The sequence below is a fragment of the Allobosea sp. Root670 genome (assembly GCF_001429415.1).
Lineage (GTDB): Bacteria > Pseudomonadota > Alphaproteobacteria > Rhizobiales > Beijerinckiaceae > Allobosea > Allobosea robiniae.
In genome coordinates this window covers 588,533-614,372 of sequence record NZ_LMJU01000017.1, presented here as the reverse complement: position 1 = coordinate 614,372, position 25,840 = coordinate 588,533, and the positions used below count along the sequence as shown (strand labels likewise).

Sequence of the window (25,840 nt, the reverse complement as noted above, 5' to 3'; positions counted from 1 at the left end):
ACGCGTCAGGCCTTGGTCTCGGCTCGGTCGAACCAGAAAGTGTCGGGCATGTAGCGGCCGATGAAGGCGCCGGGCTCGAAGCTGTAGAGACCTTTCTCGGGCACGTTGCGCAGGTCCCTGGAGACGACGATCGGCTGCAGCGTGCTGTTGATCACGCCGATGCTGAAGAGCTGCTCGGCATTGATCGCCAGCATCTTGTGCCAGATGGCGCGGCGCTGGTCGCGGGTCGAGCTGACGCGCCATTCCTCGTAGAGCCGCACGAGCTCGTTGACCTCCGCCAGGGCCGGCCGTTCGCCTTCGCGGCCGCTGTTCTCGACGAACTGGCCCCAGCGCGGCCACTGGAACTGGGCGGAAGAGGTCGGCGCCAAGGCATCCGGCTCCATGTCCGAGGTGACCAGAGCATTGTCCATGCCGGCCCAGGCCGACATCACCGTCTGGCCGGCGAGGATGCGGCGGCGGAAGACGTCGCGCTGGGTCGAGCGGGGATAGATCTTCATGCCGACATCGAAGAAATCCTGCTTGAGCAGGTCGAGTATGTCGGTTTCCTCGGTGTTCTCGCCGGCGGTCTCGATGGTGAACTCCAGCCGGCGCCCGTCCGGGAGCAGGCGGATGCCGTCGTCGTCGCGTTTGGTCAGGCCGATCTCGTCGAGCAGGCGGTTGGCGAGCGCGGGGTCGTGCTGCGTCCAGAGCGCGGCGAGCTTGGCGTCGTAGAGCGGGCTTTCGGGCAGGGCGGTGTTGCCGCTCTCGCGCGCCAGCCCGAAGAAGATGACCTTGTTGACGTCCTTGCGGTTGATCGCGACCGAGATCGCCCGGCGATAGCGGACATCGCGGTTGAGGTCGCGCCAGACTGGATCGATGGCGTTCAGGTTGGGGAGCAGGGCGAAATAGGCGCCTTCCGCCCGCTTCCAGAGCCTGACGTCGAAATTCATCCGCTTCGAGGCTTCCTTCAGGAAGGTGTAGTTGTCGAAGCGGATATAGCGGGCCTGGAGGTCGGACTCGCCGGCCGCGGCCTTGGCCGGGATGAGCGAGCTTGTGCCGATCGTCAGCGTCACCTGGTCGGTATAGGGGAGCTGGCGACCGTTCCTGTCGATGCGGTGGAAATAGGGGTTGCGCTCGAAGACGAACTGCTCGGCCGGCAGGGGCGTGGTATTGCGCCAGGGCTCCAGCGTCGGCAGCTTCGGGTTCTCCGGCCGGTACATGCGCGAGAGCCGCTCGTGCAGCGCGCCCCAGTCGCGGACATGGTGCTCCTTCACCCGCTTGGCCAGTTCGTGCTTCGGGGCGTGGCGCTCGTGGAACTGCTTGAGATAGCCGGAGGCCATGAAGATGTAGGTCGGCTGCGCGCCCGCCAGCGCCGGCAGGAAGATCGGGTTCGGCGTCTTCCAGCTGTAGCGGACTTCCGTCTCGCTCAGGATCTCGAAGCGCGGCGGTTCATTGGCCGAGAACAGGGCCTGGGGCGGGCCGCCCGGCGAAAGCCGCTTGTTGTTGGCGATATCCTCCCACCAGTAGCGGAAATCCTCGGTGGTGAAGGGCGAGCCATCCGACCAGCGATGGCCCTGGCGCAGCTTGAGCGTGAAGATGCGGCCATCCTCGACCTCGCAGCTCTCGAGCAGGTCCGGCACAAGCTCCAGATCGTCGTCATAGACCATCAGGCGGGTGTAGCCGTAGAGCGTCATCATGCGGATGTCGCGCTGGTCGCCCATCAGCATGCGGATATTGCCGCCATGGCGGCCGGGCTGCCGGCCGAGTGTCGCCAGATCGATGATGCGTGGATTGGCCGGCAGGCGCGCAGCGACCGGTGGCAGGGTGCCGGCGGCGACCTGGTCCGCGAAGAACGGGCTGTCGATCGCAGTGCCCGAGAACGGCGCGGCCTGCGCGCGGCGCGGCAGGGCGGCTCCCGCGAGAGCGGCGGAGCCGAGTAGCAATGCAGTGCGGCGGGTCGGGTGCGGGGCACGGCGCGTCATGGCACCAGCTCCCGCATATCGGCATTGGGCCGCGCGAGTACGAAATGGCCGTCGCCGAGCGGCAGATGCGTCAGGGTGCCCTCGTCGGGCCCTGCCTTGAAGGCCTTGTCCCAATGGCTGTCGTCGGAGGCGCCGCCGGGCGCGGCCAGCTTGAAGTCGAGCCTGCGGTCGAGATCGGCGAAGGGCACGGAGCGCAGCAGCGCCCTCGTGTAAGGATGGGCGGGGCGGTCGAAGAGCGCGTGGCGCGGCGCCAGCTCGACGATCCGGCCATTGGCCATCACCGCGATCCGGTCCGCCATGTAGTTCACCACGGCGAGATTATGCGAGATGAACAGGAAGGTCAGGCCGCGCTCGGCCTGCAGGTCCTTGAGTAGGTTGAGGATTTGCGCCTGCACGGAGACGTCGAGCGCTGAGACCGGTTCGTCGCAGATGATCAGGTCCGGGTCGAGCGCGAGGGCGCGGGCAATGCCGATGCGCTGGCGCTGACCGCCGGAGAAGGAATGCGGATAGCGGTTGAGGAACCGCATATCGAGCCCGACATCCTGCATCAGGGTCCGCACCCGTTCGTCCTGCCCGGCCTGATCGCCGCGGCCATGGATGACCAGCGGCTCGCGCAGGATGTTCATCACGGTCATGCGCGGTGACAGCGACGAGACCGGGTCCTGGAAGATCATCTGGACGCGCGGGCGGAACTTGCGGAGGTCCTCGCCCTCTAGGCCGAGCACGTCGACCCGCTCGCGCCCATCGTCGAAGATCACTTCGCCGGAATCGGGCGTGACGGCGCGCATGATGATCTTGCTGACCGTGGTCTTGCCGCAGCCGCTCTCGCCGACGAGGCCGAGGCATTCGCCACGCCTGATGTCGAAGCCGACATCGTTGACGGCCTTGACGCTGGTCTGGTTGCCCTTGCCGAAGAAGCTGCGCGAGCCCGTGACATAGGTCTTGTGCAGGCCGCGGACGCTGAGGAGGGGGGCGGCGTCTGCCGCGGGTTTCGGTGGCGGCGCGGCGACGGCCGGGCGCGGGCGGGCTTCCCTGAGGGCGACCAGCCGCTCGCCGTCCTGCATGTCGAAATGCGGGGAGGCGTCGAGCAGGGCCCTGAGATAGGGGTGGCGGGGGCGGCGGAAGATATCCTCGACCGTGCCGCGCTCCATGATCTCGCCGTGGAAGATCACCACCACCTCGTCGGCCATGTTGGCGACGACGCCGAGATCATGGGTGATGAGCAGGATCGCCATGCCCATCTCGGCCTGGAGATCGCGCATCAGGTCGAGCACCTGGGCCTGGATGGTGACGTCGAGCGCGGTCGTCGGCTCGTCGGCGATCAGCAGGGCTGGCTGGCAGATCAGCGCCATGGCGAGCATGGCGCGCTGGCGCAGCCCGCCCGAGAGCTCGAAGGAATAGAGGCCGAAGGCGCGCTTCGGGTTCTTGAAGCCGACACGCTTCAGCATCGCTTCGATCAGTTCGCGCGCCTCAGGCTTCGGCATCGGTCGGTGCAGGAGCAGCGCCTCCTCGATCTGGTTGCCGATGGTATGGACCGGCGAGAGCGAGGACATCGGCTCCTGGAAGATCATGCCGATCCGCCCGCCGCGCAGCGCCCGGATGCCCTTGCCTTCGGCGGGCAGCGTCGCGATGTCGACGACGGTCTCGGGGGCCTGCGGGTCGCGGAACAGGATCTCGCCGCCGGTGATCCCGCCGGCGCGTGGCAGGAGACCCATGATGGCCTGGGAGATCACCGATTTGCCGGAGCCGGATTCGCCGACGAGCGCGACGGTCTTGCCCGCGGGGACGCGCAGGCTGACGCCCTTCACGACGTCACGGGCCAGGCCGTGGATCGTGAAGCCGATACGCAGGTCGCTGATGCGCAGGATGTCCATAGTCCGAAACGATGTGCCCCTGGGGCCTAGGGCCCTTCACCTTTCCTGACGTCACTAGACGTCGAAAGCGGCAACTTGCCAATCGCTTTCGACGCTTGCGGTTCCGGCGGGCATTGCCCGATGCGGATGACATCGCTGCAACGGGGACCGCGCCGGAAGTCGTCGTAGCTGATGCTCCAGGGCAGCGGGGCCGGGGCGCGATAGGGGCCCATCTTGAAATACTGGTTGTCGTCGAGCCCCGGGCCGCTATGGCCGATATGGCCTGTGACGGTCGCGATATGGACGCCGTCGGCGATGATCTCGATATGGCCGTCGCCGTCGGGGCCGGGCTTGGAGCGGACGACGAAATCGATCCAACCCTGCTGCGCCGAGGGCAAGTCGGCATGATGCTTGACCCGGATTCCGGGTGCGCAGGCATTGAAATAGCTCGGGTAGTTCTCCGTGGTCGTGCCGCTTTCCATGGCGACCAGCGCACGGGTCTGCTGCGCTTCGGTGCGGCTGATCACGAGGGCCTCGCCCGGCAGGCAACCCTCGGGGCGCTCGCTGCCGCCGATCGGGTAGGAGGGGATCAGGTCGGTCTCGACGGTGATGCCGAGGCGGCCGCGATAAAGGCGCAGCGCCAGGAAGGGTGAATAGTCGCCGACGGCCTCGGGCAGGATCTCGCGCTTCCACTGGGCGATCACATATCTGCGATCGTCCTGGGCGAGCGGATCGTTGAGGCGCAGCGCAAAGCCGTACCAGACCGCGCTGCGGAAGGGGACGAGCACCTCCGGGCGCTCCCAGACCTCGGCCCGCTCGCTGCAGCCGATGGCGCGCGGAAGACAGGACGGCGTCGCGATCAGGGTCAGGCCGCCCGCGCCGCTATAGGGCGCGGCATCTCCGAAAATCGCGCGGCCGGAGCGCTGCTCGGGATTGTCCTTGTAGAATAGCCCGCCTTCGGGGGCGAAACCGCCCTGTTCGAAGCCGTCGTGCAGGATGCGCTGGGCGGGGTCGGCTCGGGCCGAGACGACGAATAGGCCGACGAGACCGATCGCGGCCGCGCAGCACAGCATTCCCGACGCAACTGTCCTTTTCACGCTACCCCCGACGATGGATGCCGCCTTCGCTCTGCAATGCCGGCATGGCCACAGCGTGGCGCGCATTGCACTCGGCCGCAACCTCACCACATATGGTCGCTTCGGGCCCGCCGGACCCGGTCGGGACCGCGCCGCGAGCGCTTCGGTACAGGGTTGCCCTTTGGAGTCCAATCTCTTCCGTTATATCTGGCAGAAGAGCCGGGCCGAGCAGATCGTCGTCCTGCTGATCATCCTTGTCTCGATCCCGTTCAACTGGGCCTCCTTCGACGTGCCCAAGCGCATCGTCAACGATGCGATCCAGGGCGGCGCCTTCAAGGACGGCAAGACCACCGCGACGCTGATGGATTTCACCCTGCACCTGCCGTCCTGGCTGGGTGGGGCGAGCTACAGGCTGTCGGAGGGCATCCAGGTCGGCCAGTATGGCCTGCTCGTCGGCCTCAGCACCTATTTCCTGCTGCTGGTCCTGATCAACGGCGCCTTCAAATACGTCATCAACGTGCGCAAGGGCATCCTCGGCGAGCGCATGCTCAGGCGCATGCGCTACGATCTGTTCAGCCAGCTGATGCGCTTCCGGCCGGAGGAGATCCGCGCGGTCAAGCCGGCCGAGATCGCCAGCATGATCAAGGACGAGGTCGAGCCCGTCGGCGGCTTCGTCGGCGATGCCTTCATCCAGCCTGTCTTCCTGCTCAGCCAGGCGCTGACGGCGCTGATCTTCATCATGGCGCAGAGCTTCTGGCTGGGCTCGATCGCGCTGCTGATCGTGCTGGTGCAGGCGATCATCATCCCGATTCTCAGGCGCGAGCAGCTCAGGCTCGGCCGCGAGCGCCAGATCGCCTCGCGCCAGCTCGCAGGCCGGATCGGCGAGATCGTCGATGCCGGGCCGATGATCCAGGGCCATGGCGCGACGGCCTATGTCCAGTCCGACATCGCCGGGCGGCTCGGGCGGCTCTTCGACATCCGCTATGCGCTCTACAAGCGGAAATTCGCGGTCAAGTTCCTCAACAACCTGCTGGCCCAGATCACGCCCTTCTTCTTCTACTCGATCGGCGGCTTCTTCGCCCTGCAGGGGCGGCTCGATATCGGCCAGCTGGTCGCGGTGATCGCCGCCTATCGCGACCTGCCGCCGCCGATCAAGGAGCTGATCGACTGGGACCAGCAGCGCAACGACGTGACGATCAAGTACGATCAGGTGATCTCGCAGTTCAACAGCGACGAGACGCTCGTCCTCGACGAGGAGGACGGCGTCGCGGCCCTGCCGGAAAAGGGCGAGATCCGGCTCGAATCCGTGCAGATGCTGGACAATCGCGGCCAGCCGCTGCTGACGCCGCTCTCGTTCAGCCTGGCGCGGCCGGGCCTGGTGGCGGTTATCGGCCCGCCGGGCGGCGGCAAGGACGTGCTCGGCCGGATCCTCGGCCGGCAGGCGACGAGCTATACCGGCCGTGTGCTGATCGACGGCGAACCGCTGGCGGGGATGTCGGTCGAGCGGGCGAGCCACATCATCGGCTATTCCGGCGACGAACCCGAGCTCATCGCCGGCTCGATGCGCGACAACATCCTGCTGCCGCTGCGGCGCCGGCGCCCGGACCTCAAGGCCGGCGGCGCGGTCTCCGCACCGGAGCATCACCGCTTCGTCGAGGCGATCCGCTCGGGCAATTCGCCCTTCCCGTTCGAGGCGGACTGGACCGACTATGCCGGGGTCGGCGTCACCGACACCGCCGAACTCGCGGCGCGCATCCACGAATTGCTCGACGTCTTCGGCTGCACGCAGGAGGTCTACGAGCTCGGGCTTGGCGGCAAGGTGATGCGCCCGGTCAGCGAGCAGGCGATCGAGCGCATCATCGCGGCCCGACGCGTGGTCGCGGCCGAGCTGACACGGATCAAGCAGGGCGACCTGATCGAGCCCTTCGTGCTCGACCGCTACAACCGCAACGCCCCGATCGTCGAGAACCTGATCTTCGGCACGCGGACCAGCACGCGCTTCGACAGCACGACCCTGCTGTTCGAGCCCTATGCCCAGTCGATCCTGAAAGCGGAGGCGCTGGTCGAGCCGCTGGCCGAGATGGGCGCGCGCATCGTCGCGACGGTGGTCGAAATCTTCGCTGGCCTGCCGCAAGGTCATGCGCTGTTCGAGCGCTATTCCTTCGGCGCGAATTTCGAGTTCGAGCGCCTGAACGAGCTCGCCGCGCTGCTGGCCAAGCACGACATGCGCAACCCGCTCGACCAGGAGACCGAGCGCGATCTCGTCGCGCTGGCGCTCGGCTATATCGAGCCCAAGCACAGGCTGAACTTGATCGATGCGCGCCTCGAGCGACGCATCCTGCGGGCGCGGGAAAGCTTCCGCAAGCATCTGCCGGCGGATGCGGTCGAGGATGTCGATTTCTACGATCCCGACAAGGTGATGGTCGGCGCCAGCGTGCGCGACAACCTGATGTTCGGGCGCATCGGCTACGGCGTGCCCGATGCCGCCCGCAAGGTCGGCGAGATCGTGCTGCAGGCGCTCGCCCGCTCAGGGCTGGGCGAGGCGCTCTACCGGCTCGGCCTCGATACCGAGAGCGGCATCCGCGGGCGTTTCCTGCCGGTCCGGCTGCGACAGGCCGTGCCGCTGGTCCAGGCGCTGGTCAAGGCGCCGCAGATCGCGGTGCTCGACATATCCTCTCTGCTCGCGATTTCGGACGAGCCGCGGGAGATCGTCGCCCGGCTGCACAGCTATTGCGCGGGCATGACGCTGTTTCTTCTGGTCGGAGATGCTAACCTTGCGGGAGAGGTCCCGCTGCGGGTGCTGTTCCACGGAGCGACGGGCACGGTCGAGGCGCCGGGCAGGCCCGATGCGGCCAATGATCGGGCGTCGCGCCTCGAAAGCACCGGGCGCGAGGACACTGGGCGCGAGAACACTGGGCGAATGGAGGCGCGATCATGAGTCTGGAAACCGATATCGGCTGCCTGCGTTGCCTGCCGCTGTTCCAGGACATGCCGGCATCGCGGCTCAAGCTCGTCGCGCTGATGGGCGAGCGGCTGCAATTCGAGCCCGGTGCTGTCCTGATCAGCCCGCAGGAGAAGCTCGAGGGCGTCTACGTGATCCTGGAAGGCGAGGTCGAAATCCTGCAACCAAGCGAGAGCGGCGAGGAGCGGCGCTTCGTCAAGGACACCGGCAGCATCACCGGCGACGTGTCCCTGCTGAGCGGCCAGCCCTTCATCGCCACCATCAGCGCGAAGTCGCGGGTGCTGGCGCTGCGGATTCCGAAGGACCTGTTCTTCGAGCTGCTCCAGACGGTGCCGGAATTCAGCCTCGCCGTCTGCCGGGATCTGGCCGGCCGGGTCCACAGGCTTGCCTCCGTCCTGCTGCGCGAGCACGAAACCGTTTGACGAGGTCCATCATCGCATGAACCGGCCGCAAGCCGCAGGCACGAACCGCACGGGCGCAACCCGCGGCGGCATGGGTGCGAGCATGGACCAGGTCTCGTCCTGGAGTCGGGACATCCGGTTCGTCTCCGGGCTGATCCTGCTTGTTTTCGCCACGACCCATTTCCTGAACCATGCCGTCGGCATCCTCGGTGTCGGCGCCATGGAGAAGGTCCAGGACTGGCGCTATGGCTTCTGGCATTCCTGGGCCGGGACGGCCGCGCTCTATGGCGCGCTGATCGTCCACCCGGTCTTCGCGCTGCTCAGGGTGGTGCAGCGGCGCACCTTCAAGATGCCTCTGCGCGAAATGCTGCAGATCGCGCTCGGCCTCGCCATTCCGCTGCTGCTGGTCGACCACATCATCAGCACGCGGGTGATGGGCATCTATTTCGGCGTCGACGAGAGCTACCGCTCGGTCCTGCGCCGGCTCTGGCCGGGGCTGGCGCTGACGCAGTCGCTGCTGCTGCTGCTGGTCTGGACGCATGGCATCATCGGCATCCATTTCATGCTGCGCGCCCGCGACAGCTATCGCCACTGGCGCGACCCGTTCCTGCTGGCGGCGATCCTGGTCCCGCTCCTGGCCATCATCGGCTTCTCCGTCGGAGCGCGGGAGGCCGAGCAGATGGCGATGCCGGCCGAGCTGGTCAGCGACGCGCAGGCCGCGATGTTCGCCCGCGACGTGATGTGGGGCAAAGGCGCCTTCTACGGCCTTGTCGCTTCCTTCCTGCTGTTCATCGGCATTCGCGAGATCAGGGTCCGCACGACGCGCCAGATCACGGTGCGCTTCGTCGGCCACGGCACGCGCAGGCTGGCGCCGGGGCCGACCGTGCTCGAGATGTTCCGGCGCTTCGGCATTCCCCATGCCGCGCTCTGCGGCGGGCGGGCGCGCTGCGCCACCTGCCGCGTGCTGGTGATGGACGGCAACGACAAGCTGCCGAAGCCGGGTCCGAACGAGGCCAAGCTGCTGCGGCGGATCTCGGCGCCGGACGGTGTCCGGCTCGCCTGCCAGATCAGGCCGCGCGACGATCTTCAGGTGCAGATCCTGCTGGCGTCGCGATTGAATGCCGGCGCGGCGCGCCCGTTCGAGATCGACGATGCCGCGGGCAAGCGCGGCCTGACCGTGGTGGTGGCCGATCTCAGGGCGTTCTCCGCTCTCTCCGAACGGCAATTGCCGCGCGAGCTGATCGGCCTGCTCAACCGTTTCTTCGACGAGATGGGGCAGGCGATCACGGCGCATGAGGGGCGCATCGACGCCTTCTATGGCGACGGCTTCATGGCGGTGTTCGGTCTCGAAGGCCCGCCGGCACGCGGGGCACAGGCCGCGATCGCGGCTGCCGGCGACATCGTGCGCGCGGTCGATGCGCTCAACCGGGAATACGGTGCGGCGCTGCCTTTGCCGCTGCGGATCGGCATCGGCATCCATACCGGCGACGCCATCACCGGCGCGGTCGAGAACGACAATCTCGGCCGGCGCGAGATTACGGTCGGCGAGACCGTGATGGTCGCGAGCCAGCTCGAATCGGCGACTCGGCGTGTGCTCGCCGATGTCGTGGTCTCCGAGGACACGATCCGGGCGAGCGGGCGCAGCTATGCCGGCACGACGACGCTGAAGATCGCGATCAAGGGGCGCGAGAAGCCTTTGACCGCCTATGGCTTCGCCAGCGCGCCGGAAATCGCCCGCCGCAAGCGCGAGGACGTGGCGGTGCCGGTTCCCGTGGTGGCCGGCGGCGAGGCGACCACATCGGCAGAAGTGGTGCAGGAGCAGGGCGAGACCGGCGAAAAGGGCTGATCCTTGCGCGGGCGGCTGGTTTTTTGCGGGCGCGCATGTCTATGGTCCGCCGCCTTCTCCGGATGACGATCGACCCATGACGCCCGAACCGCCTCAAGAGGCTTTTCACGATCTGCTGCGCGGCATGGCAGCGCTCTCGGGCAACCGCGTCGTCGGCGATATCGCGCGGCTCTATGGCAAGGGCGCGCCGCCCGATCTGTCGATCGCCTGCAACCACAAGCAGATCGCCTCGAAGCAGTGGCTGGTCGAGGCGCTGGCCGAGACTTACCCCAAGCCCGCGGGACCGGTCTGGGTGCTCGGCGCCTGGTACGGCGTGCTCGGCGCGCTGCTGCTCGACGATGAAGGGCTTGCGATTCCCGGGATCGTCAGCCTCGACATCGATCCGACCTGCGCGCCGATCGCGGAGATCCTGAACCATCGCCATGTTCAGGCGGGGCGGTTCCGGGCGATGACTGCGGACATGATGGCAATGGATTTCGCGGCCCAGTCGCCGGCGCCGGGCCTCGTCATCAACACGAGCTGCGAGCATCTCGATGATGTGCCGGGCTGGCTCGCGACCTTGCCCAAGGGCCTGCCGCTCGTGCTCCAGTCCAACGACTACTTCCGCGAGCCGGACCACCGCAGCTGCGTGCCTTCGCTTGATGCCTTCCGCGAGCAGGCGGGGCTGTCCGAGGTCTGGTTTGCCGGCGCCCGGCCGACGAAGAACTATACGCGCTTCATGCTGATCGGGCGGCGATGACAGCGGGCAAGGCGCCGCGCATCGCGGTGGCGATGAAGGGCTATCCGCGCCTGTCGGAAACCTTCATCGCGCAGGAATTGCTCGGCTTGCAGCAGCGCAGCCTCCCCTTCGAAATCTGGTCGCTGCGCCATCCGACCGATGCGGCGAAGCATCTGATGCACCATCAGATCACGGCGCCGGTGCGCTATCTGCCGGAATATCTGCATGACGAGCCGGTTCGCGTGGCGCGCGGCATGCTGGCGGCCCTGCTGAGGCCGGGTTTGCTGCGACTGCTGCCGGTCTTCCTGCGCGACCTCGCGCGCGACCGGACGCGCAATCGCTGGCGCCGCTTCGGGCAGGCCTGCGTGATGGCGCGCGAACTGCCCGATGATATCCGGCACCTGCATGTGCATTACCTGCACACGCCGGCTTCCGTGATCCGCTATGCCGCCTTGCTCGGCGGCCTGACATGGTCGTTCTCGGCCCATGCCAAGGATATCTGGACGACGGAAGACTGGGAAAAGCGCGAGAAGATCGCCTCTGCCGCCTGGGGTGTCACCTGCACCCGCGATGGGCATCGCGAGCTGGAGCGCCTCTCCGACCGGCCGGACAAGGTTGCGCTGGTCTATCACGGGCTCGATCTCGCGCGCTTTCCGGCGCCGGGATCGCGCTCGGCACGGGACGGCTCGGACGCGAACGATCCCGTGCGCTTCGTCACCATCGGGCGCGCGGTGGCGAAGAAGGGCTTTGACGACCTTCTGGACGCGCTGGCCAAGCTGCCCCGCACGCTGCACTGGCGCCTGACGCATATCGGCGGCGGGGAGAGGCTGAAGGCCTTGCAGGCGCAGGCGCAGGCGCTCGGGCTCGACGACCGGATCGTCTGGGCCGGGCCGAAGGCGCAGGATGAGGTCATCGCGGCTTTGCGGGCGGCCGACCTTTTCGTGCTGCCTTCCAAGGAGGCTGGCGATGGCGACCGCGACGGCCTGCCCAATGTGGTGATGGAGGCCGCGAGCCAGGGCCTGCCGATCGTCGCGACGGATTTCGCGGGAATCCCGGAATTCGTGCGTGATAGCGTCGAGGGCCTGCTGGTGCCGCCGGGCGATGTCGCGGCGCTCGCTGCTGCGTTGAATGATCTGGCGAAGGCGCCTGAGAAGCGCGCCACGCTGGGCGAGGCGGCCTATGCGCGGCTGACGGGAGCCTTTTCTGCTCAGGCGGGGCTCGATCGGGTCGCGACGATGCTGAAGCGCTCGGCGGGCGAAGGGGCATGAGCGCTTCCGTCCTGATCGCGGTGACGCATCTGCTCGGCAGCGGCCATCTGGTCCGGGCCGCGAATCTCGCGCGAGCATTGGTGCAGGGCGGGCTTTCCGTCACGCTCGCCAGCGGCGGGATGCCGTTGCGCGCCATGGAGGATGAACCCTTCGCCTTCGTGCAATTGCCGCCGATCAGGACCGAAGGCACGGATTTCCGCACGCTGCTCGATGAGAACGGGCAGCCGATCGACCCGGAGCGAAGGACCACCCGCGTCGCCATGCTTGAAGAGCTGGCGGCGCGGTTGCGGCCGGATGTCGTGATCGTCGAGCATTTCCCCTTCGGGCGACGGCAACTGGCCGCCGAGTTCCTCGCGCTGATCGCCGTAGCGAAGTCGGCACGGCCCGAGACGCTCGTGCTCTCCTCGGTGCGCGACGTTCTGGTGACGCCGAGGCCGGACCGAATCGCCGAGGCGGAGGATCGGATCGCTGGGATGTTCGATGCGGTCCTGGTCCATGGCGATGCCGGTTTCCTGCCGCTCGACCGGTCGTGGCCGGTGGGCGAGGGGCTGGCGGCCAAGCTGCGCTATACCGGTTATCTCGCCGATGATCGGCCTGCCGGCATCGCGCTGGAGAACAGCGAGGTCATCGTCTCCGGCGGCGGCTCGGCCGCGGCCCTGCCGCTTTTCGCTAGCGCAGTCGCTGCGGCGCGCCTCGACCGCTCAGGACGTCGTTGGCGGCTTTTGGCCGGGCGTGGCATGGCGGATACCGATCTCGCGCTGCTTGCGACGGAGGCTCCCGAGAAAGTCGTGATCGAGCGGGCTCGGCCGGACTTTCCCGCTCTCCTTGCCGGCTGCGCGGTCTCGATCAGCCAGGCCGGCTACAACACCGTGCTCGATCTCGTCGCGGCCGGGCGGCCGGCGATCGTCGTGCCCTTCGATGCCGGCAACGAGACCGAGCAGACGGTCAGGGCCGAGGCGATGGAGCGGGCGGGGCTGGCGCGATGCTTCCGTCTGTCCGGGGATTTCGTCGGGGATGCGGTGGCTCTGGCGGATGCCGTCGGTGAGGCCATGGGAGCCCTGCCCCCGGCCCTGCTGATCGACCGGGACGGCGCAGCCCGCTCGGCCGCGATCGTGAAGGAGCTTCTCGCCGGGATTGCCGGCCGCGCTCGACACTGAGCCGGCATGCCCTTTGCGAGGGCCGGGGTGCAGCTTTGCGAATTGCCGCCTCCGGTCTTTCGCTCTAATGAGGGACGATCCGCCTCCCTTCTCGGTCGGCTCTGGGTTAACCGGCGAATTCCGGTCATGGCCCTTTGCCTGGAGACAAGATGATGACGACGACGACTGCGCCCGGCCTGCCCGACATCAAGCTGTCGGTGCGCGAGACCTTCGGGATCGATTCCGATCTCGAGGTGCCGGCCTTCTCCGCAGCCGATCCGCACGTGCCGGACTTCGACCCGGATTACCGATTCGACCGCGACACCACGATCGCGATCCTCGCCGGCTTCGCGCATAACCGCCGCGTCATGATCTCGGGCTATCACGGCACCGGCAAGTCGACCCATATCGAGCAGGTCGCTGCCCGCCTCAACTGGCCCTGCGTCCGCGTCAACCTCGACAGCCACGTCTCGCGCCTCGACCTCGTCGGCAAGGACGCGATCGTGCTGAAGGAAGGCAAGCAGATCACCGAGTTCCAGGACGGCATCCTGCCCTGGGCGCTGCAGAACAACATCGCGCTGGTCTTCGACGAATACGATGCCGGCCGCCCCGACGTGATGTTCGTGATCCAGCGCGTGCTGGAGCAGTCCGGCAAGCTGACGCTGCTCGACCAGAAGCGCGTCATCCGCCCGCACGGCGCCTTCCGCCTGTTCGCCACCGCCAACACGGTCGGCCTCGGCGACACGTCCGGCCTCTATCATGGCACCCAGCAGATCAACCAGGGCCAGATGGACCGCTGGTCGATCGTCACCACGCTGAACTACCTGCCGCATGACAACGAGGTCGCGATCGTCCTGGCGAAGTCGAAGCATTACCAGGGCACGCCGGACGGCAAGGATGTCATCAACAAGATGGTCCGCGTCGCCGATCTCACCCGCAACGCCTTCATGAACGGCGATCTCTCGACCGTGATGAGCCCGCGTACGGTCATCACCTGGGCCGAGAACGCGGCGATCTTCGGCGATATCGGCTTCGCTTTCCGCGTCACCTTCCTGAACAAGTGCGACGAGATGGAGCGGACGCTGGTGGCCGAGTTCTTCCAGCGCTCCTTCGGCAAGGAACTGCCGGAAAGCGCCGCGAACGTGGTGCTCAGCTAACGGGAGGACACGAGCCATGGCGCAGTATCAGGGAAGCTGTCACTGCGGGCGGGTCGCCTATGAGGTCGAAGCCGATCTCGGACAGACCCTTACCTGCAATTGTTCCTACTGCCAGCGCCGCGGCTCGATCCTCGCGTTCTCGCCCGCCAGCGCCTTCACGCTCACCAAGGGCGAGGATGCGCTGACCGAGTACCGCTTCAACACGCAGAAGATCCAGCATCTGTTCTGCGAGACCTGCGGCATCGAATCCTTCGCCAAGGCGAATGGGCCCGACGGCACGCCGATGGTCGCGGTCAATGTGCGTTGCCTCGCTGGCGTCGAGCCGACCGAACTGTCGCCGACCGCCTATGACGGGCGTTCGCGCTAGGAGGGGTTGTGGTCGCGATCACGGTCGAGCCCGAGCAGGACGAGACGCGTGCCGCGGTGCTGCGCGGCCTCAGCGCCCATAACCAGGTCAGGGTCGGCCCGCGCAACGGCACGCCATTGACGATCAGCCTGCGCGATGCGGACGGCACGATCCTCGGCGGGCTCGTCGGCGAGCTGAAATGGGAATGGCTGCATGTCGATCTGTTCTGGATCGACGAGAGCCAGCGCGGCACGGGCCGGGGCGCGGCCATCATGGCCGAGGCCGAGCAGCGGGCGAGGGATTACGGCGCGCGCGGCGTCTATCTCTCGACGATGAGCATCCAGGCGCCGGGGTTTTATCCCCGGCTCGGTTATCGCGAATGCGGCCGGATGGAGGACTATCCGGTGGCCGGTCAAACGCTGCATCATTTCACGAAGGCGCTATGAGTATCTCGAACCGCAAGCCAGGAACGCCGAAGGAAGCCCCGGCCGAGCCGCTGAAGCGGGCGATCTCGGGCGCGATGAAGGCGATCGCACGCAAGCCGGAGATGGAAATCGTCTTCGCGGCCGACAAGCCCTCGCTCGTCGGCGAGCGGGCGCGCCTGCCCGAGCCGCCGCGCAAGCTCAGCCCCGGCGATGTCGCGATCCTGCGCGGCCATGCCGATTCGATGGCGCTGCGCCTCGCCTGCCATGATGCCGCGATCCACCGCCGCACGGCGCCGGAGGGCGATGCGGCCCGTGCCGTGTTCGACGCCGTCGAACAGGCGCGCGTCGAATCGATCGGCGCGCGGCGGATGTCCGGCATGGCCGGCAACATCACCGCGATGCTGGAGGACCGCTACCACCGCGGCGGGCGCTACGAGGAGGTCACCGACCGGGCCGACGCCCCGCTGGAGGATGCGTTGGCGCTGATGGTGCGCGAGCGCCTGACGGGCCTCAAGCCGCCCAAGGCGGCCGAGAAGGTCGTCGAGCTCTGGCGCGAGCAGATCGAGGCCAAGGCCGGCGCGGATCTCGACCGGCTCACCAAGACGATCGAGGACCAGCGCGGCTTCGCCCGCACGGTGCGCGACATGCTGGCGGCGCTCGACATGGCCGAGCAGACCGCGCAGGGCGACGAATCCGACGAGGACGAGGACAACCAGGACCAGTCCTCCGAAGACCAGCAGCAGCAGGAAGGCGAATCCGAGCAGGAGAGCGGCGCCGATCGTTCCGAGGTCGAGGTCTCCGAGGACGCGACCGAGGAACTGCAGGAAGGTGCCTCCGAGGCGACCGACGCGCCGGCCGGTGACTGGGACGAGGAGGACGAAGCTTCCGAATCCGAGGAGGCCGGCGAGGCCCCGCGTCCGCGCGAGAGCCGCGGCAACGAGCGCCCGCAGACCGATTACAAGGCCTATACCCAGAAATTCGACGAGGTCGTCACGGCCGAGGAACTCTGCGACGCCGAGGAACTGACGCGCCTGCGCGCCTATCTCGACAAGCAGCTCGCCCATCTCCAGGGCGTGGTCGCGCGCCTCGCCAACCGCCTGCAGCGGCGCCTGATGGCACAGCAGAACCGCACCTGGCAGTTCGACCTGGAGGAGGGCGCGCTCGACCCGGCGCGCCTGCCGCGGATCATCCTCGATCCGTTCCAGCCGCTCTCCTTCCGGCAGGAATCGGACACGAATTTCCGCGACACGGTCGTCACCCTGCTGATCGACAATTCCGGTTCGATGCGCGGCCGACCGATCACGGTGGCGGCGACCTGCGCCGACATCCTGGCGCGGACGCTGGAGCGCTGCGGCGTCAAGGTCGAATTGCTCGGCTTCACCACGCGCGCCTGGAAGGGCGGGCTGTCGCGCGAGGCCTGGCTGCAATCAGGCAAGCCGGCCAATCCCGGCCGCCTGAACGATCTCCGACACATCATCTACAAGGCGGCGGATGCGCCCTGGCGTCGGGCACGGAAGAATCTCGGGCTGATGATGCGCGAGGGATTGCTCAAGGAGAATATCGACGGCGAGGCGCTGGATTGGGCGCATAAGCGCCTGCTCGGCCGCTCCGAGCAGCGCAAGATCCTGATGGTGATCTCGGACGGCGCGCCGGTCGACGATTCCACCCTCTCGGTCAATGCCGGCAATTATCTCGAGCGGCATCTGCGCCATGTCATCGCCGAGATCGAGACGCGCTCGCCGGTCGAGCTCATCGCCATCGGCATCGGCCATGACGTGACGCGCTATTATCGCCGCGCCGTCACCATCGTCGATGCCGAGGAGCTGGGCGGGGTGATGACCGAGAAGCTCGCCGAGCTGTTCGAAGAGGACGGGCCTGCCGGGTCCGGCTCCAAGCGCCGCGGGCATTGATGCGTCTCACGCGCCGCGCCGCGCTGGCAGGGCTCGGCGCGTTCGCGCTGCCCGCCGCCGCGCAGGCGATCGAGCAGACCCGCTTCCCCGTCGGGGTCTCGGCCCGGCCGATCGCGGCTTTCGAGCCGCGCCGGCCGGAGCAGCGCCGCTTCGGCGCGCTGCAATTCCGCAGCGGGCTCGTGCTCTCGTCCGGCCATCCGCGCTTCGGTGGATTTTCGGGGCTGGCGCGACTGAATGGCGGGCGCGATCTCGTCGGGATCACGGATCGCGGCTACTGGCTGACGGCGAAGGTCGCCTCCAGTGGCGGCAAGCTCGCCGGGCTCGAAGAGGCCGAGATGGCGGCGATTCTCGGCGCCTCCGGCCGGCCGCTGACCCGCTCCGGTCTCTTCGACACCGAGAGCCTCTGCATCCACGAGGGTACGGCTTACGTCGGGATCGAGCGCAAGCACGAGATCGCCCGCTTCGACTGGGCGCGTGATGGCGTCGAGGCGCGTGCACGGCCCGTGCCGGTGCCGCGTGAATTCAAGCGCCTGCCGCGTAATCGCGGGCTGGAGGCGATCGGCGTCATGCCTGTGGGGCCGCTGAAGGGCGCTCTCATCGCCATCGCCGAGCGTTCGGGCAAGGAGGACGAGCCGACGCTCGGTGCCATCCTTGGCGGCCCTCAGCCGGGCCTGTTCAAGCTCGCCCGGCATGACGGCTACGACATCACCGATCTCGCCTTCCTGCCTTCGGGCGACATGCTGGTGCTGGAGCGCTGGTACCAGCCGCTGCGCGGCGTCGGCATGCGGATCAGGCGAATCGCCGGGCGCGACATCCGGCCGGGTGCGTTGCTGGACGGACCGCGCCTGATCGAGGCCGATCTCGGCTTCGAGATCGATAATATGGAGGGCTTGTCCGTCCATCTGGAGGGCGGGCGGGCGATCCTCACCCTGATCTCGGACGACAATTTCTCGTTCCTCCAGCGCACGCTGCTGCTGGAATTCGAGCTGCTTTCGTAGACAGCGTCATGGTCGGGCTTGTCCCGACCATCCACGTCTTCGCTGTTCGAAAGCCGTGTTCAAGACATGGATGCTCGCCACAAGGGCGAGCATGACGGTTGAGCTCAGCTCAAACGAAAAAAGCGGCCTTGCGGCCGCTTCATTCAAACCCGGAAGGGCAAACCGCTCAGTTGGCGGCGAGCTTCTTCTCGAGGTCGCGCTTCAGCGTGGCAGCGCCCGTCGAGAGGTCGCCGGCCGAAGCCTTGATCAGGAAGGCGTCGAGGCCGCCGCGGTGCTCGACCGAACGCAGGGCGTTGGCCGAAATCCGCAGGCGCACCGAACGGCCGAGCGCGTCCGACTGCAGCGTGACGTTCACGAGGTTCGGACGGAAGACGGTCTTCGTCTTGCGGTTCGAGTGGCTCACGAGATGGCCGCTCTGGGTGGCTTTCCCGGTCAGTTCGCAACGGCGGGCCATGATATCGTTCCTTACGTTCCCGGGGGGCGCTCAAACAAAAAAACCGACACGTGACGTGCCGGCGAGCACCGGAAGTCAAATTGAAGTCGCGGTTCCATAGCCAAGGGCGCGGCCTGCGTCAAGGAAAACTCCGTTCGCCGTTCACATGGCCTTCAGCGTTAACGGGGTGTAAAGATCGGGGTCCGATGCTTCAATCGGTCGTTGCTTCGCCACAAGGGGAAGCCGGCCACGATTCGGGCTGATTCAGAGTGCATTCCGCACAGGATCGCGCCGTTCCGGAGACAGTGGATGAAGTCCGCCGCCGCATCGACCCTTGCAGGCCTCGTCCTCGCCGCCTGTCTGGGCGTGAGTGCCGATGCAGCCTCGCTCGACGCGCGCTACGACGTCTCGCTCCTGGGAATCACCCTGGGCACGGCGAGCCTCAGCGGCGGTATCGACAACTCCGGCTACAAGCTCGACATCACTGCCAAGCTCACGGGAATCGCCGGTGGCGTCACCGGCGGGCGCGGCTCGGGCGCGGCGACAGGCGCCCTCGTCGGCGGCAGGCTTGCGCCGAAGACCTTCGCTGTGAGCTCCGCCAATTCCAGCGAGAGCCGGACCGTCCGCATGGCGCTTGCCGAGGGCACCGTCGCCGGCATCGATATCGAGCCGCCGATCGACGAGAAGCCCGATCGCGTGCCGCTCAACGAGAGTCACAAGCGCAATATCGTCGATCCCCTCAGCGCCTTCCTGATGCCGGTCACCGGCAAGGGCAAGGACGCCGCCTGCAACCGCACGCTGCCGATCTTCGACGGCGCGGCGCGCTACGACATCAAGCTGTCGAGCGCCGGCACCCGCAACGTCAAGCTCGAAGGCTATAGCGGCCCGGTCTCGATCTGCCAGGCGCGCTTCGTCCCGATCGCCGGCCACCGCGCGCTCAGGCCCAGCACCAAGTTCATGGCCGAGAACCGGGACATCTCGGCCTGGCTCGCGCCGATTGCTGGCACCGATGTGATGGTGCCGGTGCGCATCTCCGTGAAGACGATGATCGGCACGGCCGTGATCGAGGCTTCCAGATTCAAGGTCGATCCCGGCGTGACCGCCAGCGCTGCGCGGAATTGAGGCCGGGCCTCAGGGTGCGCGCTTGACGCCCTGATCGTCCTCGAAGACCGGCCGGAAGAACGAGCGCTCATAACTGATGATGAAACGCTCCTTCTCGTTCATCGCGAAGGCTGCCTGGCATTCGGGATCGGCGAAGGAGCGCTTGCGGTAGTCCTCATAAGCAGCGAGCGAGGGAAAGCTGAACATCGCCAGCGCGACGTTCGACACGCCTTCCGACGGCATGAAATAGCCGTGGTGCTTGCCGCCGAACTTTTCGACCAGCCGGATCCAGAGCTTGCCATAGGCCTCGAAGGCTTCGAGCTTATGCGGATCGACGACATAGCGCAGATAGCAGGTGACCATGGTCAGGCCGCCTTCGCCGTGCTGAGGAAGGTCTTCATCCGCTCCAGCGCCTTCTCGATGTTCTCCAGCGAGTTGGCATAGGAGAGGCGGATATAGCCCTCGCCATGGACGCCGAAATCGGGGCCGCCGATGGTGGCGACGCCGGTCTCCTCCAGCAGGGCCGAAGCCAGTTTCTTGGCCTTCCAGCCGGTCTGCGAGACGTTCGGGAAGGCGTAGAACGCGCCCCTGGGCTCGATGCAGGAGACGCCGGGCAGGCCGTTCAGGCCCTTGACCACCGCCTTCCGGCGCCGGTCGAACTCCGCCAGCATCATGTGGACCGCGTCCTGCGGGCCGGTCAGCGCGGCGAGGCCGGCCCATTGCGCGGGGGCGTTGACGCAGGAATGCGAGTTCACCGCGAGCTTGCGGGCATTGTCGAGCAGGGGCTTCGGCCAGACCGAATAGCCGAGGCGCCAGCCGGTCATCGCATAGGTCTTGGACCAGCCATTGAGCAGGATCAGCCGGTCGCGGATTTCCGGATAGCTGAGAAGGCAGACATGCTTCTCGCCGTCATAGACCATCTGGTCGTAGATCTCGTCGGACATGATCGCGACATCGGGAAACGCCGCCAAGCCGGCGACGAGCTTGTCGATCTCGGCCTTGGGCGTGACGCCGCCGGTCGGGTTGGCCGGCGAGTTGATGATCAGCAGCCGGGTCTTCGGCGTGATCAGCGCCAGCGTCTCCTCGGCCGAGAAGGCGAAGCCGTTCTCCTCGCGGATCGGCACCGGGATCGGCGTCGCGCCGGTATACTCGATCATCGAGCGATAGATCGGGAAACCGGGGTCCGGATAGAGGATCTCGGCGCCGGGCTCGCCGAACATCAGGATCGCCATGAACATGGTGACCTTGCCGCCGGGCACGATCATCACGCTCTCGGGCGAGACCTCGACCGCGAAGCGCTTGTGCAGGTCGGCGGCGACCGCCTCGCGCAGGGGCAGGATGCCGTTGGCGGGGGTGTAGCCGTGATGACCGTCGCGCAGCGCCTTCACCGCGGCTTCGACAATATGGTCGGGCGTCGAAAAATCCGGCTGGCCGATGCCGAGATTGATGATGTCCTTGCCCTGGCGCTGCAACTCGGTGGCGCGGGCCAGCACGGCGAAGGCGTTCTCCTCGCCGATGCGGGAGAAGGAGGGGACGACGTGGAGGGTCATGGCGCGTTTCCTCGGGCAGCGTTGGCGTGAAGGCCGGCTTCGGCATTTCTTGGCGCCAAACCGGCGCGGCTGGCAAGCGTGGGCGACGCATCGCAGGATTGTTGCATGCTGCATACAGCATGATTAAATAGTATGACTATCAGCCAGATTGGGCCTTGCCGAGCCGCAGGCGATGGGCATGATGGCTAGTCTCAAATCGTTTGAATGTGAGATCGGCAAGCGGCCGCCAGCGCCGCGCCGAACGAGAGGAAACGAGGATGGCCAAGGCACCCGGCAAGAAATCCGTTCGGCGCATCAAGCCCGAGCAGTTGCGCTCGAAGGCATGGTTCGACAATCCCGACAACGCCGACATGACCGCGCTCTATATCGAGCGCACGATGAATTTCGGCTTGTCGCGGGAAGAACTGCAATCGGGTCGGCCGATCATCGGCATCGCCCAGACCGGCTCGGACATCGCGCCCTGCAACCGGCATCATATCGAACTCGCCTCGCGCGTCCGCGACGGCATCCGCGAGATGGGCGGCGTGCCCTTCGAGTTCCCGATCCATCCGATCCAGGAAACCTGCAAGCGGCCGACCGCGGCGCTCGACCGCAACCTGCAATATCTCTCGCTGGTGGAGATCCTCTACGGCTATCCGCTCGACGGCGTCGTGCTGACGACGGGCTGCGACAAGACCACCCCGGCCCAGATCATGGCGGCCGCGACGGTCGATATCCCGGCGATCGCGCTGCCGGGTGGGCCGATGCTGAACGGCTCCTTCCGCGGCGAGCGCACCGGCTCCGGCACGATCGTCTGGAAGGCGCGCCAGATGATGGCGGCCGGCGAGATCGACTATAAGGGCTTCGTCGACCTCGTTGCCTCGTCGGCACCTTCCGCCGGCCATTGCAACACGATGGGCACGGCCTCGACGATGAACTCGCTGGCCGAGGCCATGGGCATGACGCTGCCCGGCGCCGCCGCGATCCCCGCGCCTTATCGCGACCGCTACGAGATGGCCTATCTCACCGGCAAGCGCATCGTCGAAATGGTCTGGGAGAACCTGATCCCCTCGAAGATCCTGACGCGCGAGGCGTTCGAGAACACCATCGTCATCAATTCGGCGATCGGCGGTTCGACCAACGCGCCGGTCCATGTCAACGCCATCGCCAAGCATATCGGCGTCAAGCTCGACAACGAGGACTGGACCAAGATCGGCTACGATATCCCGCTGCTGGTCAACCTGCAGCCGGCCGGCGAATATCTCGGCGAGGATTACTACCGCGCCGGCGGCCTGCCTGCCGTGATCGCGGAGCTGATCGAGAAGGGCAAGCTCAAGCCCGCGATCACCGCCAACGGCAAGACGCTGGAAGAGAACTGCAAGGGCGCCTTCTCGATCGCCCGCGAGGTGATCAAGAGCTACGACCAGCCGATGAAGGCCCAGTCGGGCTTCCTCAACCTCTCCGGCAATCTGTTCGATTCCGCGATCATGAAGACCAGCGTGATCACGCCGGAATTCCGCAAGCGCTATCTGGAGAACCCTGGGGATCCGATGGCCTTCGAAGGCCGCGCCATCGTCTTCGACGGGCCGGAGGACTATCACCACCGCATCGATGATCCGGCGCTCGCCATCGACGAGCACTGCATCCTGTTCATCCGCGGCGTCGGGCCGATCGGGTATCCGGGCGCGGCCGAGGTCGTGAACATGCGGCCGCCGGATTACCTGATCAAGAAGGGCATCACGGCGCTCGCCTGCGTCGGTGACGGGCGCCAGTCCGGAACTTCGGGTTCGCCCTCGATCCTCAACGCCTCGCCGGAAGCGGCGACCGGCGGCGGGCTCGCGCTGCTCAAGATGGGCGACAAGGTCCGCATCGACCTCAAGAAGCGCACCGCCAACATCCTGATCTCGGATGACGAGCTGGCGCAGCGCAAGGCGGCGTTCAAGGCTTCGGGCGGCTACAAGTATCCGAAGAGCCAGACGCCCTGGCAGGAGATCCAGCGCAAGATCGTCGACGAGCTCTCCGAGGGCATGGTCCTCAAGCCGGCGGTCAAGTACCAGAAGATTCACAAGAAGTTCGGCATTCCGCGCGACAACCACTGAGGGGATGTCGCGTTTGAAAGGGTGTCATCCCGTGCGCGCTGCGGCATGTAATGCCGCGGCGCAGACACGGGATCGTCGCCCGATAAAGGCGCCTTTGCTTCGTACGATCCCGCATCTGCGCAGCGGCACTTCGCGCCGCGGCGCGTGCGGGATGACACGCGGCACTGGCGCTTTCCCGTTGCCGTCGCCACCCACGCCATTCCGCTCGCGCATCGGCGTTCGCTGCGCGACGCGCAGCCTTCGGGGCTGACAAACGATACGACCCTCGACACTATGGCAGTCGTTCGTTCCGCCTCCATTTGAAACGATTTAAACCATGGCACAGAGCCCGCAGGTCGAAGCCTTCCGCAAGCTCCACGAGGCCGGCTGCTTCGTGATGCCCAATCCCTGGGATCTCGGCTCGGCCCGCTGGCTGCGCGGGCAGGGCTTCAAGGCGCTGGCGACGACGAGCGCCGGCTATGCCTTCACGCAGGGGCGCGCCGACCAGGACGTGCCGCGCGACATGATGCTGGCCCACATCGCCGAGATCGTGAAGGCGGTGCCCGACCTGCCGGTCAATGCCGATTTCGAGAACGGCTATGCCGATACGCCGGACGGCGTCGCCGCCAACGTCAAGCTCTGCGTCGCGACCGGCGTCGCGGGCTTGTCGATCGAGGATGCGACCGGGCGCCAGGACGAGCCGCTCTACCCGTTCGAACTCGCGGTCGAGCGGATCAAGGCGGCGCGCAAGGCGATCGACGAGACCGGCTCCGGCGTCGTGCTGACGGCGCGCGCCGAATGCTTCCTGACCGGCCATGCCGAGCCGCTGAAGGAATCGGTGCGGCGGATCGAAGCCTATGCCGCGGCGGGTGCCGATGTGCTCTATGCGCCCGGCCCGAAGACCACGGCCGATATCGGAGCCATCGTCGCTGCGGCCGGCGGCAAGCCCGTGAACACGCTGATCTACGGCGATTTCGGGCTTTCCGTGCCTGAAATCGCGGCGACCGGCACGCGGCGCATCTCGATCGGCGGGGCGCTGGCGCGGGCGGCCTGGGCCGCCTTCATCGAGGCGACGCGGCTGATCGCGGAGGAGGGCAGCTTCAAGGGCTTCGCCGGCAACGGCGCCTCGGCGCCCCTGAATCCGTTCTTCACCAAAGACCTCGCGGAGCGCTCATGAGCGGCACGCTGCTGATCGCGCCGGAATGGCTTGGCCTCAGCGGCCTCTGGCAGATCGACGCCAAGGGCAAGCGTCGAGCGGTCGACGCCGAGGATGTCGGGCTCTCCGAGGCGGTTGCGGACCGGCTCGAAGCCTGGATGGATGCCTTCGACGCGATCTATGACGAGGATCAACCGGCGGCTTCCGATTTCAGCGACGCGGTCGAGCGGCTGGCCTGGGAAGCGGAGGGCGCAGCGCTCGCCCATGCCATTGCGGGAGAACTCGGAGCGGGCTGGGAGATCCGGCTCGACCTCGCCGGCTGGAAGGGGAAGGAAGCATCATGACGACGCTTCATTGGACGCCCCCCCCGTTCCCGCCGGCCAAGGTTCTGGAAGGCCAGTATTGCCGGCTCGAACCGCTCGATGTCAGCAGGCATATCGACGACATCTGGGCCGCCGATGTCGGGCGCGACAGCGTCTGGGACTGGCTCTCGGCCCCGCCGCCGAAGGACAAGGACGCATACCGCGCGCTGCTCGACTCGATGGTGGCCAAGGCCGGCATCGTACCACTCGCCGTGATCGACAAGGCCGACGGCAAGGCCAAGGGCCATCTCTGGATCATGGAGATCCGGCCCGAGCATGGCGTGTTCGAGGTCGGCTCGATCACCTATTCCCCGGCGCTGCAGCGGACGCGGGCGGCGACCGAGGCGATCTATCTCGTCGGCGATTACGGCTTCTCGCTCGGCTACCGCCGCTACGAGTGGAAGTGCAACAACCTGAACGAACCCTCCAAGCGGGCCGCTTTGCGCTTCGGCTTCCAGTATGAGGGGTTGTTCCGCCAGCACATGGTGGTGAAGGGCGCCAATCGCGACACCGCCTGGTTCTCGATGCTCGACGGGGAATGGCCGGTGCGGGCCCAGGCGTTCCGTCGCTGGCTGGCGCCGTCGAATTTCGACGCGCAGGGCCAGCAGAAGCTCGCGCTCGGTGCCTTCAACCAGATCGGAGGCCATGCGGGAACTGTCACGCTGCGCCGGGCCGGGCTGGCCGATATCCCGGCGATCCTCGCGCTCAAGAACGCTGCCTATACGCCGAACGAGAGCATCATCGGCGTGCCCTCGCTGCCCCGCATCGCCGATTATGCGCAGGTCGTCGCCGAGCACGAGGTCTGGCTCGCGGAGGATGCCGGCAAGCTCGAAGCCGCGCTGGTGCTCGACATCGAGCCGGAGGATTTCACGATCTGGAGCGTGGCCGTCGCGCCGGAAGCGGCGGGCCGCAAGCTGGGCGCCGCGCTGATGGGCTTCGCCGACGAGCGGGCGCAGGCGCTCGGCTATGCTTCGGTCCATCTCTACACCCATGCCAAGCTGACCCAGCGCATCGGCTGGTACGAGCGGCTGGGCTTTTCCATCACGCATCATGAGGACATGGCCGACCGGCGGCTGACCCATATGCGCAAGACCTTTGCAAAAGCCGGTTGAAAGAGGACACGG

At 67.0% G+C, this 25,840-nt stretch carries 22 protein-coding genes; 16 read left to right on the top strand and 6 right to left on the bottom strand.

The annotated features are described in order from the left end of the window. Positions 1 to 5: 5 nt before the first annotated feature. The 3 genes from ASE61_RS20940 to ASE61_RS20930 are packed head-to-tail and all read right to left on the bottom strand — an operon-like array spanning position 6 to position 4,887. Positions 6 to 1,961, bottom strand: a complete 1,956-nt coding sequence (locus ASE61_RS20940; RefSeq protein WP_061970157.1) for an ABC transporter substrate-binding protein — start codon at positions 1,959 to 1,961, stop codon at positions 6 to 8. Continuing rightward, positions 1,958 to 3,835 carry an ABC transporter ATP-binding protein gene (locus tag ASE61_RS20935; protein WP_061970156.1) on the bottom strand — a complete coding sequence of 626 codons (1,878 nt, stop codon included), beginning with the start codon at positions 3,833 to 3,835 and terminating at the stop codon, positions 1,958 to 1,960. The genes ASE61_RS20940 and ASE61_RS20935 overlap by 4 nt, the downstream gene beginning before the upstream one ends. Before the next feature lie 26 nt (positions 3,836 to 3,861). Further along, entirely contained in the window at positions 3,862 to 4,887 is a 1,026-nt protein-coding gene (locus tag ASE61_RS20930) for a polysaccharide lyase (RefSeq protein WP_082617609.1), read from the bottom strand. A 184-nt stretch (positions 4,888 to 5,071) separates the two neighbouring features. Between ASE61_RS20930 and ASE61_RS20925 the strand changes: the two genes are divergently transcribed. The 11 genes from ASE61_RS20925 to ASE61_RS20875 all read left to right on the top strand — a co-directional run bounded on the left by ASE61_RS20925 (position 5,072) and on the right by ASE61_RS20875 (position 18,057). Further along, positions 5,072 to 7,828: an ABC transporter ATP-binding protein/permease gene (locus tag ASE61_RS20925; RefSeq protein ID WP_061970154.1), complete on the top strand. Its 2,757-nt coding sequence runs from the start codon at positions 5,072 to 5,074 to the stop codon at positions 7,826 to 7,828. Then, on the top strand, positions 7,825 to 8,274 hold the full coding sequence (locus ASE61_RS20920; protein WP_061970152.1) for a Crp/Fnr family transcriptional regulator: 450 nt from the start codon (positions 7,825 to 7,827) through the stop codon (positions 8,272 to 8,274). The genes ASE61_RS20925 and ASE61_RS20920 overlap by 4 nt, the downstream gene beginning before the upstream one ends. Before the next feature lie 16 nt (positions 8,275 to 8,290). Next, on the top strand, positions 8,291 to 10,099 hold the full coding sequence (locus ASE61_RS20915) for an adenylate/guanylate cyclase domain-containing protein (protein WP_061970150.1): 1,809 nt from the start codon (positions 8,291 to 8,293) through the stop codon (positions 10,097 to 10,099). A gap of 76 nt (positions 10,100 to 10,175) precedes the next feature. Further along, on the top strand, positions 10,176 to 10,838 hold the full coding sequence (locus tag ASE61_RS20910; protein ID WP_061970149.1) for a hypothetical protein: 663 nt from the start codon (positions 10,176 to 10,178) through the stop codon (positions 10,836 to 10,838). Further along, complete coding sequence (locus tag ASE61_RS20905; protein ID WP_061970147.1) at positions 10,835 to 12,085, top strand: glycosyltransferase; 1,251 nt, start codon at positions 10,835 to 10,837, stop codon at positions 12,083 to 12,085. Before ASE61_RS20910 ends, ASE61_RS20905 begins: the two co-directional genes overlap by 4 nt. Continuing rightward, positions 12,082 to 13,242 (top strand): glycosyltransferase family protein, encoded by a 1,161-nt coding sequence (locus tag ASE61_RS20900; protein ID WP_061970145.1) that lies wholly within the window; start codon positions 12,082 to 12,084, stop codon positions 13,240 to 13,242. Before ASE61_RS20905 ends, ASE61_RS20900 begins: the two co-directional genes overlap by 4 nt. Positions 13,243 to 13,394: 152 nt before the next feature. Continuing rightward, on the top strand, positions 13,395 to 14,378 hold the full coding sequence (gene cobS / locus ASE61_RS20895) for a cobaltochelatase subunit CobS (protein ID WP_170843377.1): 984 nt from the start codon (positions 13,395 to 13,397) through the stop codon (positions 14,376 to 14,378). Positions 14,379 to 14,394: 16 nt separating this feature from the next. Further along, positions 14,395 to 14,745 (top strand): GFA family protein, encoded by a 351-nt coding sequence (locus ASE61_RS20890; RefSeq protein WP_061970142.1) that lies wholly within the window; start codon positions 14,395 to 14,397, stop codon positions 14,743 to 14,745. An 8-nt stretch (positions 14,746 to 14,753) separates the two neighbouring features. Next, positions 14,754 to 15,170: a GNAT family N-acetyltransferase gene (locus ASE61_RS20885; protein WP_061970140.1), complete on the top strand. Its 417-nt coding sequence runs from the start codon at positions 14,754 to 14,756 to the stop codon at positions 15,168 to 15,170. Continuing rightward, entirely contained in the window at positions 15,167 to 17,059 is a 1,893-nt protein-coding gene (gene cobT / locus ASE61_RS20880; protein WP_061970139.1) for a cobaltochelatase subunit CobT, read from the top strand. The genes ASE61_RS20885 and cobT overlap by 4 nt, the downstream gene beginning before the upstream one ends. Further along, the gene (locus ASE61_RS20875) at positions 17,059 to 18,057 is read left to right on the top strand and encodes an esterase-like activity of phytase family protein (protein ID WP_061970137.1); all 999 of its coding nucleotides are present in this window, start codon (positions 17,059 to 17,061) and stop codon (positions 18,055 to 18,057) included. Before cobT ends, ASE61_RS20875 begins: the two co-directional genes overlap by 1 nt. A gap of 166 nt (positions 18,058 to 18,223) precedes the next feature. Here the strand turns inward: ASE61_RS20875 and rpmB are convergent, their stop codons facing one another. Beyond that, entirely contained in the window at positions 18,224 to 18,511 is a 288-nt protein-coding gene (rpmB, locus tag ASE61_RS20870; RefSeq protein WP_061970136.1) for a 50S ribosomal protein L28, read from the bottom strand. 288 nt (positions 18,512 to 18,799) lie between these two features. Here rpmB and ASE61_RS20865 point away from each other — a divergent pair, with 288 nt between their 5' ends. After that, positions 18,800 to 19,612 (top strand): DUF3108 domain-containing protein, encoded by an 813-nt coding sequence (locus tag ASE61_RS20865; protein WP_061970134.1) that lies wholly within the window; start codon positions 18,800 to 18,802, stop codon positions 19,610 to 19,612. A 9-nt stretch (positions 19,613 to 19,621) separates the two neighbouring features. On the opposite strand, the gene ASE61_RS20860 is transcribed toward ASE61_RS20865, so the two are convergent. Together ASE61_RS20860 and ASE61_RS20855 are read right to left on the bottom strand one after the other, a co-directional pair. Beyond that, on the bottom strand, positions 19,622 to 19,954 hold the full coding sequence (locus tag ASE61_RS20860; protein WP_061970132.1) for an NIPSNAP family protein: 333 nt from the start codon (positions 19,952 to 19,954) through the stop codon (positions 19,622 to 19,624). Positions 19,955 to 19,956: 2 nt separating this feature from the next. Beyond that, positions 19,957 to 21,141 carry a pyridoxal phosphate-dependent aminotransferase gene (locus ASE61_RS20855; RefSeq protein ID WP_061970130.1) on the bottom strand — a complete coding sequence of 395 codons (1,185 nt, stop codon included), beginning with the start codon at positions 21,139 to 21,141 and terminating at the stop codon, positions 19,957 to 19,959. 257 nt (positions 21,142 to 21,398) lie between these two features. Between ASE61_RS20855 and ASE61_RS20850 the strand changes: the two genes are divergently transcribed. From ASE61_RS20850 to ASE61_RS26110, 4 genes are all read left to right on the top strand, one after another. Further along, positions 21,399 to 23,219 carry an IlvD/Edd family dehydratase gene (locus ASE61_RS20850; RefSeq protein WP_061970128.1) on the top strand — a complete coding sequence of 607 codons (1,821 nt, stop codon included), beginning with the start codon at positions 21,399 to 21,401 and terminating at the stop codon, positions 23,217 to 23,219. Between the two features lie 316 nt (positions 23,220 to 23,535). Next, complete coding sequence (locus tag ASE61_RS20845) at positions 23,536 to 24,375, top strand: isocitrate lyase/PEP mutase family protein (protein ID WP_061970127.1); 840 nt, start codon at positions 23,536 to 23,538, stop codon at positions 24,373 to 24,375. After that, on the top strand, positions 24,372 to 24,698 hold the full coding sequence (locus tag ASE61_RS20840; RefSeq protein WP_061970125.1) for a hypothetical protein: 327 nt from the start codon (positions 24,372 to 24,374) through the stop codon (positions 24,696 to 24,698). The genes ASE61_RS20845 and ASE61_RS20840 overlap by 4 nt, the downstream gene beginning before the upstream one ends. Continuing rightward, the gene (locus ASE61_RS26110) at positions 24,695 to 25,828 is read left to right on the top strand and encodes a GNAT family N-acetyltransferase (RefSeq protein WP_082617589.1); all 1,134 of its coding nucleotides are present in this window, start codon (positions 24,695 to 24,697) and stop codon (positions 25,826 to 25,828) included. The genes ASE61_RS20840 and ASE61_RS26110 overlap by 4 nt, the downstream gene beginning before the upstream one ends. The last annotated feature ends 12 nt before the right edge of the window (positions 25,829 to 25,840 follow it).